The organism is Sphingomonas bacterium, from assembly GCF_903642285.1.
GTDB lineage: Bacteria > Pseudomonadota > Alphaproteobacteria > Sphingomonadales > Sphingomonadaceae > Sphingomonas.
In genome coordinates this window covers 53,672-71,339 of sequence record NZ_CAHJWJ010000011.1, presented here as the reverse complement: position 1 = coordinate 71,339, position 17,668 = coordinate 53,672, and the positions used below count along the sequence as shown (strand labels likewise).

Sequence of the window (17,668 nt, the reverse complement as noted above, 5' to 3'; positions counted from 1 at the left end):
CGACCCCGGGAAAGACGGCGCAAGCGATTCAGCCGATCGCGCCCACGGTCCGCCCCGCATCGCGGAACATCGCCAACACGCGGTCGAGCTGTATCGTCGAATGTTCGGCGCAAAGTGAACAGCGCAACAAGTAGGTGCCGGCCGGTGTCGCCGGCGGCCGCGCCATGTTGACGTAGAGCCCGCCCTCCAGCAGCGCCTGCCACATCGCGACCGCCTGTTCCTGATCCTTCAGGATCACCGCGACGATCGCGCTGTCCGGCCGGTCGGTGCCCAGCGCGAAGCCCGTCGCCTTCAGCCCGCCATGCAGCTGTCGCGCGTTCGCCCAGAGGCGCGCGCGCTTGTCGTTCGCCGTCGCGAGCTTGCGGATCGACGCCGTCGCGGTCGCGACGACCGAGGGCGGCAAGCTGGCGGTGAAGATATAGGCACGGCAGGCGAGCCGGATCGCCTCGAACTTCGGATGGTTCGACACGCAGAAGCCGCCGACCGTGCCGACCGATTTGGAGAAGGTGCCGACGATGAAATCGACTTCGCCCTCCAGCCCCTGCGCTTCGTACACGCCGCGGCCGTGATCGCCGAAAAAGCCCATCGAATGCGCCTCGTCGGATAGCACCATCGCGCCGTGCCGTTTGGCGACCGCGACCATCTCCTTCAGCGGCGCGACATCGCCGAGCATCGAATAGACGCCCTCCAGCACGACGAGCTTGGCGGGCTCCTTGGGCAGCCGGCCGAGCCGTTTGTCGAGGTCGTCGACCGAATTATGCCGGAAGCGGACGATCTCGGCATTGCCCTGCTGGCAGCCGTCGTAGATCGACGCGTGGCTGTCGGCATCGAGGATGACGTATTCGCCCTTGCCCGCCAGCGTCGAGATCATGCCGAGGTTCGCCATATATCCGGTCGAGAACACGATCGCGCCGCTGACGCCGTAATAATCGCGCAACGCCTGTTCGACCTCGACATGGTCGTGGAACGTGCCGTTCAGCATCCGGCTGCCGTTCGTGCCCGACCCGAATTTGTCGAGCGCCGTCTTGCCCGCCGCCAGCACGTCGGGATCGAACGTCATGCCCATGTAATTATAGGTGCCGAGCAGGATCGTCTCGCGACCCTTGATGATCGCCTGCGTCGGCGACAGCACCTCTTCCATCACGATCGCGAACGGATCGGTGACGCCGGTATCCAGCAGCGCCTGACGTTCGGCGATCAGGCCGTCGAACTTGCTCATCAGGTCGCGCCCAGAAGCGTTGGCCGGGGCGACCGGCGGCGGATCGAAATCGACGCGTTGGGATTGCAGTCCGGTCTCGGTCATGCGGTGGCCTTCAGCTTCGCGACCGCATCGACCAGCTGACCTACGGTCTCGATCTCGGCCTGCATGTTCATCGTGATGATGATTTCGAACTCGTCCTCGATCGCGGCGACGAAATCCATGACGGTCAGGCTGTCCCATTCGAGATCGCCCTGGAAGGTCGTCGCGTCGGTGACGGCGACACCCTTCTTGTTGAACGGCGCGATCTGCGCGGTGACGGTGTCGAAAATGGTCTGGCGGTCGGTCATCATGCTCGTCCGGATGGCAGCCAAATGCGGCGGGGTTGCGGCGCTATAGCAGTCGATTTTGGCGATACCATCGCACGGTGGTTGCCATCGCCTCCGTCGTGGGCGTCTGCGCGGTCCAAACAGCGGCTGGTGGGTGCAGGTGCGCGGTCCAGTCCGGGTGACAGAAATAGGCGACGCGGTCGGACGTAAGCTTCGCGCGCGCGCCGCGTACCACGATATCCGCGCGTGCCAGCGTTCGGAGAAGCGGACGGGGGAGGGACAGGGGCAGAACCGACGTGCCGACCGCACCGCCGATCGCGCGCGCCACGTCCCGGTGGTCCCAGCCGCCGGGCATTCCGTCATCGGGCTCGAGCATCTGGCGGGATGTCGCGGTCCCCGTCGCCAGCACCCGCAACAGGCGTGCGAGGTCCTCGACGTAGATCAGCGACATCCGACCGCCAGCCGGCGGCAGCGGCATGATGCGGTATCGGGCGATGCGGAACAGTTCGAGCATCTCGGTATCGCGCGGGCCGAAGATCGCGGGTGGACGGACGATCGACCAGTCCAGATCGCTGGCCGTCACGATTTTTTCCGCTCCCGCCTTGGACCAGCCATAAGCCGACAGGCCCGGTTCGCGCGCCGCGAGCGACGAGACATGGACGAAGCGTGCCACGCCCGCCCGCGACGCGGCGGCGACGATCGCCGCGGTGCCGTCCACATTGCCTGCCGAGAAGCCCGCGCGGTCGGGCGCGTTGACGACGCCGGCCACGTGAACGACCGCGTCCGCGCCGGCGACCAGCGTATCGAGGCTAGCCGTCCGGTCGAGCGCACCCGCAATCCATTCGACGCCGTCGCGCGGCGCCTGCGGCCTGCGGGCAAGCGCATGGACATGGTGCCCCGCGGCGAGTGCGCCATCAATCAGATGGCTGCCGACGAACCCGGTGCCGCCGGTGATCGCAAGGATCACAGCATCACCAGATGGCTGCGGTGGACCAATGCGGTGCGCGGCGCATAGCCCAGGATCGCGGCGTGTTCGTCGCTGCGCCGGCCGACCAGCGCCGCCGCGTCCGCGGCATCATATTCCGCCAGCCCGCGCGCGATGATGCCGAACGGTCCTTCGACCGCGACGACATCGCCGCGCCCGAACTTGCCCTCCACCCGCACCGCGCCCGCCGCCAACAGGCTGCCTCCCTTCGCCAGCGCCCCCGCAGCCCCCGCATCGACATGGATCGCGCCCTTCGTGGTCAGTCCGCCGCCAAGCCATGCCTTGCGCGCGGATACCTCGCGATCCTCCGCGGCGAACAGACTATGGCGGTGATCGCCCGATAGAGGCCGATCCACTCGACCGCTGGAGATCGCCAGGTCGATCCCCGCGGCAGTGGCGATTCGTGCGGCCGCGATCTTGGAAACCATACCGCCCGATCCCATGCCCGAGGCGGAGGCGGTATCCGCCATATGCGCCACCGCGTCGATCCGCTGGATCCGCGCGATGTGCGTCGCGCCGGGCGCGGCAGGGTTGCGATCGTACAGCCCATCGACGTCGGACAGCAGCACGACCCCGCGCGCGCCCGCCGCCTGCGCGACACGCGCCGCCAGCCGATCATTGTCGCCGAACCGGATTTCCGCCGTCGCCACGCTGTCATTCTCGTTCACCACCGGGACCGCGCGCAACGCCATCAACCGCGCCAGCGTGGCGGATGCGTTGAGATAACGCCGACGATCCTCCAGATCGTCCAGCGTCACGAGCATCTGCGCGGCGACCAGCCCCTCCGCCTCCAGCAGCCCCGCCCACACCCCTGCCAGCGCGATCTGTCCCGTGGCGGCGGCCGCCTGCGCATCGTCAAGGCTCGCACGCCCGCCCTTCGCCAGGCCCAGCCGGCGCGCGCCGAGGGCAATCGCGCCGGAGGAAACGACCGCGACCTGCTGCCCCGCACCGACCCGCGCAGCGATGTCGCGGACCAGACCCGCAAGCCAGGGGCGCCGCACGCCACCGTCGCCATCCACGATCAGCGCGGAGCCGACCTTCACGACCAGGCGCGGGCACGAGGCGGGGGGGAAGAGCATGGTGATCGCGTTAGCGCGGACCCGGGCGCACGCCAATCGCGTTCAGTCGTGCGCGAAAATCTCGGCGTGCGGGATCAGCAAGTCGAGCGACGGAACGACGACACCGCTTTGGCCGGAGAAGATGCTATCCATCCAGCTGTATGGACCCTGGCGTTCTACAGTGCGGCACATTTCATTTATCGGATCGACGAAGGCGATCGTGCGGATGCTTGGGATGCTCTTATATTCTTCCAGCTTCGTCCCTTGATCGAGCTGGGTCGTGCTCGGTGACAGGACCTCGATGACGACGTGCGGATCGGTGAGCTTGCGACGGTCTGCAAGTTCGTCACGGGGCGGCTGATCGCAATAGATCGATATGTCGGGATAGCGGATTTCGGTTTCACTGATCTGCATCGCCATGTCTGGCCCATAGGGCCGACACGACGTTCCCCGCAGCCGATGGCGCAACCAAGAGAGAATGTTGAGTTGAACCCAGGCATGCGCCTCGGTTCCCCCCGCCATCATCACGATGACCCCGTCTTCCAACTCAAATCGCTTGTCGGTTCCGAAATCCATTGCGAGGAACTCGTCGGCCGTTATTTTGCGATAGGCGGGATCAGCTCGCATCCGAATCTTATATCACAACGCCGGAACCATTCAAACCGGCGACCACTCGATCGCGTCCTCGCCTTCGTCGTCCGCGGGTACGGCATCCGGCGCGGGGCCAATCGCCTCAATCAGCGTGTCCAGCACCCAATCCACGCCGGTCCCGCTGACGCCGGAGATCGGAATGACGTCGGTGCCGCTCGCTTCGGCCAGTTCCCTGGTCAGGACCTCGATCAGCTCGTCATCCAGCGTGTCGATCTTGTTCAGCGCGACGACGACCGGCTTGTCGATCAGCCCCGCACCGTAATTCTCCAGTTCGTCGCGCACGATCCGGTACGACTCGCCGACATCGGCGTCGTTCGCATCGACGAGGTGCAGCAGCACGCGGCAGCGTTCGATATGTCCCAGAAACCGGTCGCCGATCCCGGCCCCTTCGGCCGCGCCCTCGATCAGGCCAGGAATGTCTGCCACGACGAACTCGCGGCTCTTGTGGCTGACGACGCCGAGCTGCGGGCGGGTGGTCGTGAAGGCATATTCGCCGACCTTGGCCTGCGCATTGGTCACCTGGTTGATGAAGGTCGACTTGCCCGCATTGGGCAGCCCCACGAGCCCGGCATCGGCCAGCAGTTTCAGCCGAAGCCAGATCCACGCTTCCTCGCATGGCCAGCCGGTGCCGTGCTGGCGCGGCGCGCGGTTGGTGGAGGTCTTGTAGCTGGCATTGCCGCGCCCGCCGTCGCCGCCACGCATGAAGATCTCGCGCTGTCCGACCCGGGTGAAGTCGAGCAGGATATCCTCGCGGTCCTCGGACAGGATTTGCGTACCCACCGGCACCCTGATGACCAGATCGTCACCGCCCGCACCGGTTCGGTTCTGTCCCGATCCACCGCTGCCGCGCGGTGCACGGAAATGCTGCGTATAGCGGAAATCGATCAGCGTGTTCAGCCCGGCGACCGCCTCGAACACGATATCGCCGCCCTTGCCGCCATTGCCGCCGTTCGGGCCGCCATATTCGATGAATTTTTCGCGCCGGAAACTGACGGCCCCGGGGCCGCCGGAGCCAGAACGGACGAAGATCTTCGCTTGGTCGAGGAAATGCATGGCGTGCCGTAGCGATTTGACGCCGTTAAATCGAGACTAGACGGCACGCCCGGCCGGCGCGGCCCTCCGCCGCGACCGACGACGCGGCTTTGCCGCGGCGCTGCAAACGTGAAAAAGAAGGGGAAACCGGATCAAGTCTGGGGTGACGAAAAAGGGCCGCGGCGCTGCGACGACCCCCAATCACCGCTTCGCCAGCAACGCCCCCAGCGCCAACCCCCGCGCCTTGTCCCGCGGCAATCCGAGCGCCCGCGCCATCGGCGCGCCCAGCAGCGCATCCCCCAGCGCCATCAGGACCAGCTGCAGCGTTTCCTCGTGGATAGGCCGCTCACTCTCGCTATGCCCCTCGGCCAGTTCGTCGACCAGGTCGTGGATCGCGGTCAGGATCGGGTCGAGCGCATCCTCGTTGCCCGACAGGATCATCCAGCTCGCCAGCGCGCCCGCGCCACCCTTGCCGAACGCGTCGAACGTCAGATCGACGACCTCCCCGGGGTCCTGGTCGCCGGCGCGGGTCCGCAACACCGCCGCGCCGATCGTGCCGACGATCCCCTGCGCCATCCGAGCGATCAGCGCTTTCTGCAATCCGGCGGCCGACCCGAAATGGTGAAGCAGATTGGCATGCGTCCGCCCGATCCGCGCGGCGACGGCTTTGAGCGTGACCGCCTGCGGGCCATGCTCGACCAGCAACGACCGCGCGGCGTCGAGCGCGGCATCGCGCGACTCTCCGGGAGACAGGCGGCGACGGGTCGAAACGGGGGTTGGGACGGAAGACATCGGTCCGTCGCTGTCGGGTTTTTGCCCCGCCATGACAAGCGCGTTACGCGATTAGCGGCACCACGCGTTTCGGTCCTGCTGCATATCGTAATCGACCAATGCCGTTTCCACGGTACCGCCACGGGCGACCGAGTGTCGCATTTCCGTCCGCCCCGTCGCGCGGAAGCCGAGTTTGCGCAACACGTTGCCGGACGCTGGATTGTCCAGATGATAGGCCGAGACGAGACGGCGGACGGGCAGCGAACTTCGCGCCATGGTAACGACGGCGCGGCCCGCCTCGGTCGCATAGCCGCGGTTCCAGGCAGCGGGCGTCAACCAATAGCCGAGCTCGTGCGCGTCCCCGTTACGTGTCAGGGCGATACCGCCGATGATCTGCGGATACGGGTCCTCGTGCGACAGGATGACGAAGTTGACGTCATTCGCTCGCGTCGGCGTGGTGAGCCAAGCGCGCGCATTTTCCTCGGTATAGGGCCAGGGCAGACGGGCCAGCTTCATCGCCACCGCTTCAAAAGCGATCGCCCGCGCCAATGCCGGCGCATCCTCTGGCCAGCCGGGCCGGAGCGTCAATCTCTTCGTACGCGCGAACATGTCCGCTTCCTCCTCGTCGCGTCGCGGTGCCACTGCCACGCCGGGATGACGGGGCAGCGACATCGCAAAGGGGAGGGAGCAAGAAAAAAGGGAGCCAGGCGGACCCGTCTCCCTTGTTGGCTGGTCCGCTTTTGCGGAACCCGGGTCGCCCTGGTGGGCAACCCGTCCGGTTACCCGATGTTATTCGGCCGCGATCGCCATGTCCTGGATATCGACCGAACAGAATTTGCGGCCCTGCTTGCCTTCCTTGAACGACACGCGACCGTCGACCAGCGCGAACAGCGTATGATCGGTCCCGATGCCGACATTGGTGCCGGGATAGAATTTGGTGCCGCGCTGGCGAACGAGGATGTTGCCCGCGACCACTTCCTGGCCGCCGAACTTCTTCACGCCCAGGCGACGGCCGGCCGAATCGCGACCGTTGCGCGACGATCCGCCTGCTTTCTTATGTGCCATCTGAAGCTACTCCCTATGCCTGAGCGGCCGGGGCTTCGCCCTCGGTGCTCTTGGCGGTGTGGCCACCGACACTGACGATCTTCAGGATCGTGTGCTGCTGGCGGTGGCCGTTCTTGCGGCGATAATTGTGACGGCGACGCTTCTTGAAGACGATGACCTTGTCGGCCTTCGCCTGCGCGACGATCTCGGCGGCGACGGTGAAGCCTTCGACCGACTGCATCTCGGCACCTTCGCCTGCAAGCAATACGTCGCCCAGCGTCACCGACGCGCCTGCATCGCCGTCGATCTTCTCGACGACGATCTTGTCTCCGGCGGCGACGCGATATTGCTTGCCGCCCGTGCGCACGATTGCGAACATGGCCCTAATCACTTTCAAAATTCATAGCCCGGCAGGACTCGGATGAGCCCGTCCGGAAAGAGGTGGCGGCTAAGGGACGAGTGGCGGCTTGTCAACCACGCGCGCGTGCGTTCGCCTGCTCAGTGGCGGTGTTGTTGCCGCAAGCGATAGCGGCCATCGGCATAGCCGGTGAACAGCCCCGATATGGCGGGATGATCGACCGGCTCGTCGCTTTCGTCGGCCACAAGATTCTGTTGGCTGACATAGGCGACGTAGCTCGACTCCATATTCTCGGCGAGCAGATGATAGAAGGGCTGGTCCCGTTTCGGACGGATACCCTCCGGGATCGCCTCATACCATTCTTCGCTATTTGCGAAAACCGGGTCGACATCGAAGATCACGCCGCGAAAATCGAACATCCTGTGGCGAACGACGTCACCGATCGAGAAACGGGCGTGCGCGATCGGCGGAGCGTCAAGCGCTCCGCGCGAACCGGTGGCGCTGAAACTGGTAACATCGTGACGGGGCATGCAACCCATCTAATCCTTGTTTTGCATCGCACAAGCCGTGAACGGGCCGCGCGATCCTCGCCGCTGCTTGCACGCCCCGAACGCTTGCGATAGGGGCACGCCCTCGACCGACCGGCCCCGTTCGCGGTGCCGCGAAATCCCTCGCGGAGAGGTGGCAGAGTGGTCGAATGTACCGCACTCGAAATGCGGCGTGCCTTAACGGGTACCGTGGGTTCGAATCCCACCCTCTCCGCCAATTTGCCCGGCAAATCGGTCATCGCTTGCGCTCCTCGGGACGAATGCGCTGGCGGATGGGAGAGCCATGGTTGGGCTTCGGCGCGGTTCGCGGCCTGCAAGGCCTGCGCCGGAAATCCTGCTGGTCCAATGCCGGGCTGCATCCGGGGCCATGCCGGAGTCGCGGTCTGCCAGGACGATGGCCGGTGGGTTGCCGCAGGCCGGCGGTGCCTATTCTACCGCGACGAAATGCGTGGTGCGCCGCGCAAATGCACGCGGGGGCCGCGCGCGTATCGGCGGCTGATGGCTTCGGCCCTCGCCAGTCCCGTCCGGAACCAGGAACCGCTGCGAACGCTATCGATCGAGCGGCGAAACGAGGTGACCGTAACGTGCACGCACGATCCCGTCGAACTCGAACGGTGCCAGGCCGGGCGACCGCTGTGACCCGAATTCCTATCTTCACACCAAGGAGCAACTTATCATGGCAACACAGCACGACGTCCTTCGCGAGCTTTTCGTCACCGGCCTCCGCAATGTGCATGCAGTCGAGCATCAGGCCTTGTCGATCATGACGCCGCAGGTCGCGCGGATCGAGCATTATCCCGAGGTCGCCGACCGCCTGCGCCTCCACATCGAGGAGACGAACGGCCAGATCGCGCGGCTGGACGAGATCCTCGCGGCCTTCGATACCAGCGGTTCGACGCTCAAGGACACCGCGCTCGGCCTTTCCGGGAGCATGGCCGCGATCGCGCATACCGTCGCCGGCGACGAGATCGTGAAGAACAGCTTCGCCAACTACGCGTTCGAGCATTTCGAGATCGCCAGCTACATGTCGTTGCTGGTGCTGGCCGAGGATGGCGGTTTCGTCCACGCGACCCCGCTGCTACGGAAATCGCTCGGCGAGGAGGAAGACATGGCGCGGTGGATCGGCGAAGCGCTGCCGATGGTCACGCGCCGTTATGCCTCGCTCTATGCCGAGCATGGGTCGGGCACCGCCAAGGCGTAGGAGGTACGGTCGCCTCGACGCCCGGCTGATCCCGATCGACGGGAACGCGAAGTTCGAATCGACGGGAACGCGAACTTCGAACGGCTTCGTGCCGGGCGGCGGGACATAAACAGCCCGCCGAGGCGGCAGGAGAATGCCGACCCAGTGAGCGATCAATCGAGGGACGGTTTCACGCGCAGCGACGAATGGATTGCGCGCGGACCAACCCATCCGCAAATGCTTCGATAGCTTCGTTCAGCGGCGGCAGCGGCGCGCCGCGTCGACTGACGAGCGGCACCGACACGGGCCGCTGGGCGATCCATTGCGGCAACGGCCCCGTCACCGGCTTTACCAAACGGGCATCGAGCGCACAGGCCTCCGCGATACGGCGCGCGAACGCCGCCCAGCTCAGCGCCTCGGCATTCGTCAGGTGCCAGATGCCGGTGGCACCATCGATCAGCAGGTCGAGCGCGCCGCTTACCAGATGCGATACGAAGGTCGGGGTGACCACATGATCCTCTGCGGCACCGAATGGCTGGCCCGACGACAGGCTGCGAACGACGGCGGCGGCGAAATTGTGGGAATCGTCGGGCGAGAAGAACGCTGCGGTGCGAAGGACGAGCGACCCGGGCAGGGCGGCGCAGACCTGTTCCATCGCGGCCTTGCTTCGACCATAGACGTTGATCGGCCCGACCGCATCATCCTCGGCATAAGGCCGTTCCGCGGTGCCGTCGAACACCAGGTCGCTCGAAAAATTGACGACGCCGATGCCGCGCGCCGCACAGGCTTCGGACAGCGCGACCGCGCCGACGGCGTTCGCGCGAAAACAGGCATCGACATTATGCTCTGCCGAATCGACATCGACCCATCCGGCGGCATTGACGACCGCCCAGGGTCGGACCGCGTCCAGCGTTGCCGCAATCGTCTCGGGCCGGCCGAGATCGAGCGTCCCGCGCCCTGTCGAGACGCAGGCGATATCGCGGGCCGCACAGGCGCGTGCAAAGGCCTGACCCAAAGTGCCGGTCGCGCCGCAGATCAACAATGGCTGCGCGGCATCGGTGCCGGTGCCGGTCGCAAGCCCCGCCGGGCGCACGATAGGGGGATAGATTATCCGTTCCGGTCTGCGCCACCATCCGGCACCCGCCAATACGGGGTGCCGGGGCGCATCATGGGGCAATCCCTTCCACAACGCCGCCAGCGCGGTCGGGCGAGGCCGGTCGCCCACGACCTCGTAGACACCGGGTTCGTATTTGCCGGGCCTGGTCAGCAAGGTGTTCCACCCGTGGCTGCCAAGCAGTGACCATGCCGTGACCGCGCGGATATCGATGCCGTCCGCCTTCAGCGCTACGGCCTCGTCCCAAGTGTCCGCCGCCCAGCGCAGTTGTTCGTCGCGCGTGCAGCCGTTATGTACCTCCGTAATGGCGAGCGGCACCTTGTAGCGATCCCATGTTTCGCGAAGCGCGTTGGTCAGGCCCGCCGGTGCCGGGGTCAGGACACGGATGGCTTCGGTATCGGCATAGCGCAGCTTGCCGTTCCCCCCATAGGTCCGCGCGTCGTACCGCTGGAGCCGATGATCGAGAAACCGGTCGCTGGTCAGATAGTGGTTGACCCCGATGATGTCGGGGGGCGACGGATCGTCGGCGATCTGCGCCAGCCGTTCGCCGAGGCCATGGCGCGATAGGCGCAGCCATAGCGGATGATGCCGCGTCACCCGCCCGAACAGCAGATCCCATCCGGCCCAGCGGCGCAGATTGTCGAAGGCAGCCTGTTCGGCGAGGTGAAGCGTCGAATAGGTCCGCCCGACGTCATCGGTCTGGATGAGGCGAGCGGTGGGAACCACGCGCCGGATCGCCTTCATCGACAGCCGCACCGCATCGACCTGGTTGACGAGCATGTGCCAGAACGACCGTTCTGTTCGGTGATGCGGATACCAAAGGCCGTAGAGCCCGGAAAAGCGCGCCGTCGTCAGCGGTTCGTTGATCGGCGTCCAATCTTCGATCCAATCATACCGTTCAGCGACCCGCCCCGCGAACTGCGCGAGCGCGGGAGCAAAACCGTCGTCGATCAGACTGGTATGCGAAGGTCCGCTGCCATGATGGACCAGCCCGGCGATCGGGCGGACGCCGCGATCGCGCAGACCCGTCAATCGCCGATCCGTCCAGCGCCAATCGGCGCTTCCCGGCCCGTCGGGAGCGATCCTTTCCCATATCACAGGATAGCGAAGTGCACGCAGGCCGAGCTCGGCAAACAGGTCCAGATCGTCGTCGCGATCATGGTGACCGCTCAACCGCGTCTGGTCCACATACCCGCTATGCGTACGATTGACCGTATATTCGAGGCCGCCCCATAATTCCAGCGAGGTCATGCGGTTTTCCCTTTTCGACCTTGACGCCTCAAACGGGCCGGTCATTTCATCGTTCCCGTAATCGCACTTACCCATGTTATGGGGCGGTGTTTCATCGGAACGTTCGATCACCACGAAATGTTACTACAATGATATTACAGCGGGGAGCCCATCAGTGACTGCGCAGATTTCGCCGATAAATGACGTCGTTACCCAGTTGCCCATGACCGACGATATGCGCCCGACCTTGATCTGTTTCAGTCATTTGCGATGGTCCTTCGTATTCCAGCGTCCTCAACATCTGATGTCGCGGTTCGCGCTCGAGCACCATGTGCTGTTTTGGGAAGAGCCTGTTTACGTGGAAGGGCTGGGCAACAGCCGCCTTCGACGCGAGGTCTGCCCCGATAGCAGCATCACGATCCTCGTGCCGGAACTCGATCCTGATAACCGCAATTGCGAAGACATGGAATTGTCGACGCTGCTTGATGGCATCGTGAAAGGGATCAAAGGACCTTTGGTTCGCTGGTACTATACTCCGATGATGCTGTCTTTTTCGGATCATGTTCGTGCGGATTGCACCGTCTATGATTGCATGGACGAACTTTCCGCGTTCAAGAACGCGCCTCCTGAATTGCTGGCGCGGGAACGGGCGTTGCTGGAGAAGGCGGATATCGTCTTCACCGGCGGCACGAGCCTCTACGAGGCGAAGCGTGATCGCCATTCCAACGTCCATGCATTTCCGTCCAGCATCGACGCGCCGCATTTCGCCCGTGCCCGCGACACGATGGACGATCCCGTGGATCAGGCGGACATTCCGCGCCCCCGGCTCGGTTTTTGCGGGGTCATCGATGAGCGGATGGATCTCGATCTGCTCGCCGCCATCGCCGATGCGCGACCGAACTGGTCGCTGGTGGTGATCGGACCGGTCGTGAAGATCAGCGAGAGCGATCTGCCGCGGCGGCCGAACATCCATTATCTCGGCGGCAAGAGCTACAGCGCATTGCCCGACTATATGGCGGGGTGGGACGTCGCGCTGATGCCGTTCGCGATCAACGCGGCGACTCGTTTCATCAGCCCGACCAAGACGCCGGAATATCTGGCCGCGGGTTGCCCGGTCGTATCGACGCCGGTCGTCGATGTCGTTCGCCACTATGGCGATCTCGAAGCGGTCGGCATCGCCGCCACGCCGGAGGCCTTCATCGCCGCGTGCGACAGGGCGCTGGCATTGCGTAGCAGCGGAGACTTCGCCTGGCGCGATGCCGCGGATGCGCACATCGGGCGCGGATCGTGGAGCAGCACGGCGCTGGAGATGTCCGCATTGATCGCTACGCAGATCACCGTCCATGACCGCATCGAGGCTGTCGTTTCCCCCGTTACATGGCCAGCACGGCGCGAGCGGTACGACGTCATGGTCGTCGGTGCCGGGTTCGCCGGTGCGGTGATGGCGGAACGCTTGGCGCGTGACGGGGGGAAGCGGGTGCTGGTCGTGGACCGTCGTCCTCACGTGGCCGGCAATGCGTTCGATCGGCTGGATGATGCCGGCGTGCTGATCCACCAATATGGGCCGCACATCTTCCACACCAACTCGCAGGACATCTTCGACTATCTGTCGCGCTTTACCGAATGGCGGCCGTATGAGCACCGTGTGCTGTCGGACGTGGACGGTAAACTGGTACCGATGCCGATCAACCGGACGACGCTGAACGCGTTGTACGACCTCGATCTGCGGACCGACGCCGATGTCGACGCGTTCCTCGCCGGCCGCGCGGAACCCGTTGATCCGATCCGCACCTCCGCCGATGTCGTGATCTCCAAGGTCGGTCGCGAGCTCTACGAGACGTTCTTCCAGGGCTATACCCGAAAGCAATGGGGGATGGACCCGTCCGAACTCGACAAATCCGTCACTGCGCGGGTGCCGACGCGCAGCAACGCCGACGATCGCTATTTCACCGACAGTTTTCAGGCAATGCCGCGCGACGGCTATACCAGGATGTTCGAGCGGATGCTCGATCATCCGAATATCGATGTGCTGCTCGGCGTCGACTATCGCCAGGTGCGCGATGCCTATCCGCACGACCATCTCGTCTTTACCGGGCCGATCGACGAATATTTCGGACATCGTTACGGCAAGCTGCCGTACCGATCGCTGCGGTTCCAGCACGCGACGCTGGACATGGAATGGCTTCAGTCGGTCGCTACGGTGAATTATCCGAGCGAAGACCTGCCCTATACGCGGATCACCGAATATAAGCACCTGACCGGGCAGACCTCGGCAAAAACCAGCATCACGCATGAATTTCCGTGCGCCGATGGCGACCCCTATTACCCGATCCCGCGCGACGAGAACCAGGCGCTGTACAAGCGTTACGAGGCGCTGGCGCTGGCCGAACCGGGTGTCAGTTTCGTTGGGCGGTTGGCGACGTACCGCTATTACAACATGGACCAGGTGGTCGGGCAGGCGCTGTCGACCTACCGCCGTCTGGCGAACGATTGGCAGGAAGAAGAATCGCCGGTGACCAGTCGCAGCGTAGCGTAGCGTAGCGTAGCCCAACCAGAGACACGGGCGACGGGCGTGTCGCGGAACGACGGCGCGGTGCCGGTAGCCGATCGTCTGAATGTGCGCGTGGTCGTCGGTCGTTGCCGGTGTCTGAACTCGGCGTCGAACCTTGCAGCGCGCGACATGCCGGGTTTGTCCGTTCCGGCAATAAGCACGGTGGCGACAGACACCGGATGCTTTTCCCCTCCCGTCGGATATAGGCTAGACGCAATCTTATTCTGCTCGGACAGTCCCGCTGCAGGGCGTCGGACATGTCCCATCCGCTGACGGACCCGATCATGACACCTTCAACACATTCCGATCGCGCTGCGGTTCTGGATACCGCCCGCGCGCTGAAGATGGCGCGCTCCGCCCATGCCTATGTGCGCGGCAATACGGTCAAATTCTATGAATGGCTGGCGGCGTCGCCCGTGTCGGCCCGCATCCCGGTCGGGCCGTCGATCTGGATTTGCGGCGATTGCCATCTCGGCAATCTCGGTCCGCTGTCGAACGGCGAGGGCGATGTCGAGGTGCAGATCCGCGACCTCGACCAGACCGTGATCGGCAATCCCGCGCATGACCTTATCCGGCTTGGGCTATCGCTGGCGACCGCAGCGCGCGGATCGGACCTGCCCGGCGTTGCGACCGCGCGGATGATCGAGGAAATGGTCGACGGCTATGGCGATGCGCTTGCTCGACGAAGCGCAAACGACGCCGATCCCGGTCCCGAACCCGATGTCGTCCGCATGGTCAAGCGTCGCGCGATGGGACGGCGCTGGCGTCATCTGGCGAAGGAACGGATCGACGGCACCGACCCGTGCATTCCGCTCGGCAAGAAATTCTGGGCGATCGACGACGACGAACGCGCCGCATTGACCGCGCTGGTCGCGGACCCGGACATCAAGCGGCAGATCCTGTCGCTCAGTCCCGACAGCCATGACTGCGACGTCCGGCTGGTCGATGCGGCTTACTGGATGAAGGGCTGCAGCTCGCTCGGCCTGCTGCGCTACGCCGTATTGTTGTCGATCAAGGGCGCGAAGGGGCGAAGCGATTATGCGCTGGTCGATCTGAAGGAAGCGGTCGCGCCGGTGGCACCGGTCGCGGGCGGTGCGCAGATGCCCGCGGACGAGGCCCAGCGCGTCGTTGCCGGTGCGCGCGCGCTTTCGCCGCATCTGGGCGACCGGATGATCGCGGCGACGTTGCTGGGCCGATCGATGTTCATCCGCGAACTCGCCCCGCAGGACCTGAAGCTGGAGGTCGAGCAATTCTCGCATTCGCAGGCGGTGAGGGCGGCACGCTACCTCGCCTATGTCGTTGGCAAGGCGCATGCGCGGCAGATGGACGATGGCCAGCGCCGAGAATGGCGATCCGCACTGCGCGACCACGGCGACCTTGCGATCGATGCGCCGTCCTGGCTGTGGCAGAGCGTCGTCGATCTCGCCGCCAGCCACGAGGCGGGGTATCTCGACCATTGCCGCCACTATGCGCTCGGCACGGCGGCCTGAGCGAACGCCTGCGTAGGTCGGGTCCGACGCGCGGTGCGCCGCCATGGTGTCAGTGGCTGTCACGCGGCAAGCCACGGGTCTGCGCGACCCGCTGATAGGTTTCGGCCCCTTCCAGGATCGCGCCGGTATCGAACTGGCCGACCAGCGACCGCTGGATCTGCTGCCATGGTGTCTGCGATTCGGGATAGCGATAGCCGCCGGCCTCGACCAGCACGCGGCGACGTTCGGCCAGTTCATCGTCGGGGATCAGCACATCGGCGGTCCCGCGACCGAGGTCGATCCGCACGCGGTCGCCCGTCCGAAGCAGCGCCAGGCCGCCCATCGCTGCCGCTTCCGGCGAAGCGTTCAGGATCGACGGCGACCCGCTCGTGCCCGATTGCCGCCCGTCGCCGATGCAGGGCAGCGCATGGACGCCCTCGCGGATCAGATAGGCGGGCGGGCGCATGTTCACGACCTCCGCCCCGCCGGGATAGCCGATCGGCCCCGCGCCGCGGATGAACATCAGCGTTTCGGTGGTGATGCCGAGCGCGGGGTCGTCGATCCGGTGGTGATAATCCTCCGGTCCGTCGAACACGATCGCCGGCCCCTCGAACGCTTCGGGATCGTCGGGGTTCGTCAGATAGCGGGCCCGGAATTCCGGCGAGATCACGCTGGTCTTCATGATCGCGGCGTCGAACAGATTGCCGCGCAGCACGACGAAGCCCGCCGCCGCCATCAACGGCGTGGCGAAGGGGCGGATGACTCGTTCGTCCTCGATCGCGACACCGCGGCAATTCTCGCCGATGGTCCGGCCGTTCGCCGTCATCGCGTCCTCGGCGATCAGTCCCTGTTCGATCAGCTGCGCGACCACCGCAGGCACACCACCCGCGTGGTAGAAATCCTCGCCCAGATATTCGCCCGCCGGCTGCAGATTGACGAGCAACGGTATATCGAGGCCATGTTCCTGCCAATCGTCGATCGACAGGTCGACCCCGATGTGCCGGGCGATGGCGGCAAGATGGATCGGCGCGTTGGTCGATCCGCCGATCGCGGAGTTGACCCGGATGGCGTTCAGAAAGGCGTCGCGCGTCATGATGTCGGACGGCTTAAGATCCTCGCGCACCATCGCGACGATCCGCTTGCCCGTCTCATAGGCCATTTCCTGCCGATCACGGTACGGTGCCGGAATCGCCGCCGATCCGGGCAGCTGCATCCCCAGCGCTTCGGCAAGGCTGTTCATCGTCGTCGCGGTGCCCATCGTGTTGCAATATCCGGTCGATGGCGCGGACGAGGCCACGAGCTTGACGAAGCCCGCCGCGTCGATCTCGCCCGCCGCCAGCATCTCGCGCGCCTTCCACACGATCGTGCCCGAACCGGTGCGTTTGCCCTTGTGCCAGCCGTTCAGCATCGGGCCGACCGACAGCGCGATCGCCGGGGTATTCACCGTCGCCGCCGCCATCAGGCAGGCGGGCGTCGTCTTGTCGCAGCCGATCGTCAGCACCACGCCGTCTAGGGGATACCCGTAAAGCGTCTCGACCAGGCTGAGATAGGCCAGGTTGCGATCGAGCGCCGCTGTCGGGCGCTTGCCGGTTTCCTGGATGGGGTGGACGGGGAATTCGATCGCGATCCCGCCTGCGTCGCGAATCCCTTCACGCACGCGTTCGGCGAGTACCAGATGATGGCGATTGCACGGGCTGAGGTCGCTGCCCGTCTGCGCGATCCCGATGATCGGCCGGCCGGATTGCAGTTCGGTCTGGCTGAGCCCGAAATTCAGATAGCGTTCGATATACAGCGCGGTCATGTCGACATTGGCGGGATTGTCGAACCACGCCTTGCTGCGGAGCGTCGGGGTGTCGGACATCTTGACCTCGTGATCGATGGAGCCGGAGCGCAGGAATTACGAACCAGGCTTATAGGTCATGGCATCGAGCGATAACACAATAGTCGGGGAGCCTGATCGAGCGTGAAGATCGTCGTGATCGAATTGATCCTCGATGCGGTCGATGCGACGAGCGCCGCGATTCGACGACGCGTCGATCGCCCACCAGGGCAGATCCTTCGACGCCGGGAATAATCGGTGGTATTCCTGGGCCCGGCCCCCACCTTGTCACGCGAGACATATTGCGCGAGCCCGAAGATCGCGACGCCGT

General features: G+C 65.0%; 16 protein-coding genes and 1 tRNA gene. 4 read left to right on the top strand and 13 right to left on the bottom strand.

Going from position 1 to position 17,668, the window contains the following annotated elements; all coding sequences use genetic code 11:
- Window positions 1-28: 28 nt before the first annotated feature.
- The 11 genes from spt to hspQ all read right to left on the bottom strand — a co-directional run bounded on the left by spt (window position 29) and on the right by hspQ (window position 7,956).
- Window positions 29-1,303, bottom strand: a complete 1,275-nt coding sequence (gene spt / locus HUU99_RS07640; RefSeq protein ID WP_174285975.1) for a serine palmitoyltransferase — start codon at window positions 1,301-1,303, stop codon at window positions 29-31.
- Window positions 1,300-1,548 (bottom strand): acyl carrier protein, encoded by a 249-nt coding sequence (locus HUU99_RS07635; RefSeq protein ID WP_174285974.1) that lies wholly within the window; start codon window positions 1,546-1,548, stop codon window positions 1,300-1,302. The genes spt and HUU99_RS07635 overlap by 4 nt, the downstream gene beginning before the upstream one ends.
- Before the next feature lie 43 nt (window positions 1,549-1,591).
- On the bottom strand, window positions 1,592-2,494 hold the full coding sequence (locus tag HUU99_RS07630; protein ID WP_254603023.1) for an NAD-dependent epimerase/dehydratase family protein: 903 nt from the start codon (window positions 2,492-2,494) through the stop codon (window positions 1,592-1,594).
- Window positions 2,491-3,591 carry a glutamate 5-kinase gene (gene proB, locus HUU99_RS07625; RefSeq protein ID WP_174285973.1) on the bottom strand — a complete coding sequence of 367 codons (1,101 nt, stop codon included), beginning with the start codon at window positions 3,589-3,591 and terminating at the stop codon, window positions 2,491-2,493. The genes HUU99_RS07630 and proB overlap by 4 nt, the downstream gene beginning before the upstream one ends.
- Before the next feature lie 42 nt (window positions 3,592-3,633).
- Window positions 3,634-4,197 carry a Uma2 family endonuclease gene (locus HUU99_RS07620; protein ID WP_174285972.1) on the bottom strand — a complete coding sequence of 188 codons (564 nt, stop codon included), beginning with the start codon at window positions 4,195-4,197 and terminating at the stop codon, window positions 3,634-3,636.
- A 30-nt stretch (window positions 4,198-4,227) separates the two neighbouring features.
- Window positions 4,228-5,274, bottom strand: a complete 1,047-nt coding sequence (obgE, locus tag HUU99_RS07615) for a GTPase ObgE (RefSeq protein ID WP_174285971.1) — start codon at window positions 5,272-5,274, stop codon at window positions 4,228-4,230.
- A 180-nt stretch (window positions 5,275-5,454) separates the two neighbouring features.
- A complete protein-coding gene (locus HUU99_RS07610) occupies window positions 5,455-6,045 on the bottom strand; it encodes a TetR/AcrR family transcriptional regulator (protein ID WP_174286006.1) in 591 nt (196 codons plus the stop codon).
- Window positions 6,046-6,096: 51 nt separating this feature from the next.
- Window positions 6,097-6,573 carry a GNAT family N-acetyltransferase gene (locus HUU99_RS07605; protein WP_254603021.1) on the bottom strand — a complete coding sequence of 159 codons (477 nt, stop codon included), beginning with the start codon at window positions 6,571-6,573 and terminating at the stop codon, window positions 6,097-6,099.
- A gap of 240 nt (window positions 6,574-6,813) precedes the next feature.
- A complete protein-coding gene (rpmA, locus tag HUU99_RS07600; RefSeq protein WP_174285970.1) occupies window positions 6,814-7,089 on the bottom strand; it encodes a 50S ribosomal protein L27 in 276 nt (91 codons plus the stop codon).
- Window positions 7,090-7,102: 13 nt separating this feature from the next.
- Window positions 7,103-7,447, bottom strand: coding sequence for a 50S ribosomal protein L21 (rplU, locus tag HUU99_RS07595; RefSeq protein ID WP_174285969.1), 345 nt, complete (start codon window positions 7,445-7,447; stop codon window positions 7,103-7,105).
- A gap of 119 nt (window positions 7,448-7,566) precedes the next feature.
- Window positions 7,567-7,956 (bottom strand): heat shock protein HspQ, encoded by a 390-nt coding sequence (gene hspQ / locus HUU99_RS07590; RefSeq protein ID WP_174285968.1) that lies wholly within the window; start codon window positions 7,954-7,956, stop codon window positions 7,567-7,569.
- A gap of 145 nt (window positions 7,957-8,101) precedes the next feature.
- Here hspQ and HUU99_RS07585 point away from each other — a divergent pair.
- A tRNA-Ser gene (locus tag HUU99_RS07585) sits at window positions 8,102-8,191 on the top strand.
- Window positions 8,192-8,650: 459 nt separating this feature from the next.
- Window positions 8,651-9,175: a ferritin-like domain-containing protein gene (locus HUU99_RS07575; RefSeq protein WP_174285966.1), complete on the top strand. Its 525-nt coding sequence runs from the start codon at window positions 8,651-8,653 to the stop codon at window positions 9,173-9,175.
- Between the two features lie 169 nt (window positions 9,176-9,344).
- On the opposite strand, the gene HUU99_RS07570 is transcribed toward HUU99_RS07575, so the two are convergent.
- Window positions 9,345-11,519 carry a family 1 glycosylhydrolase gene (locus tag HUU99_RS07570; protein WP_174285965.1) on the bottom strand — a complete coding sequence of 725 codons (2,175 nt, stop codon included), beginning with the start codon at window positions 11,517-11,519 and terminating at the stop codon, window positions 9,345-9,347.
- Between the two features lie 202 nt (window positions 11,520-11,721).
- Here HUU99_RS07570 and glf point away from each other — a divergent pair, with 202 nt between their 5' ends.
- Complete coding sequence (gene glf / locus HUU99_RS07565) at window positions 11,722-14,034, top strand: UDP-galactopyranose mutase (RefSeq protein WP_254603020.1); 2,313 nt, start codon at window positions 11,722-11,724, stop codon at window positions 14,032-14,034.
- 299 nt (window positions 14,035-14,333) lie between these two features.
- The gene (locus HUU99_RS07560) at window positions 14,334-15,539 is read left to right on the top strand and encodes a DUF2252 family protein (RefSeq protein ID WP_174286003.1); all 1,206 of its coding nucleotides are present in this window, start codon (window positions 14,334-14,336) and stop codon (window positions 15,537-15,539) included.
- 49 nt (window positions 15,540-15,588) lie between these two features.
- Here the strand turns inward: HUU99_RS07560 and HUU99_RS07555 are convergent, their stop codons facing one another.
- Window positions 15,589-17,379: an IlvD/Edd family dehydratase gene (locus HUU99_RS07555; protein ID WP_174285964.1), complete on the bottom strand. Its 1,791-nt coding sequence runs from the start codon at window positions 17,377-17,379 to the stop codon at window positions 15,589-15,591.
- Window positions 17,380-17,668: the final 289 nt, after the last annotated feature.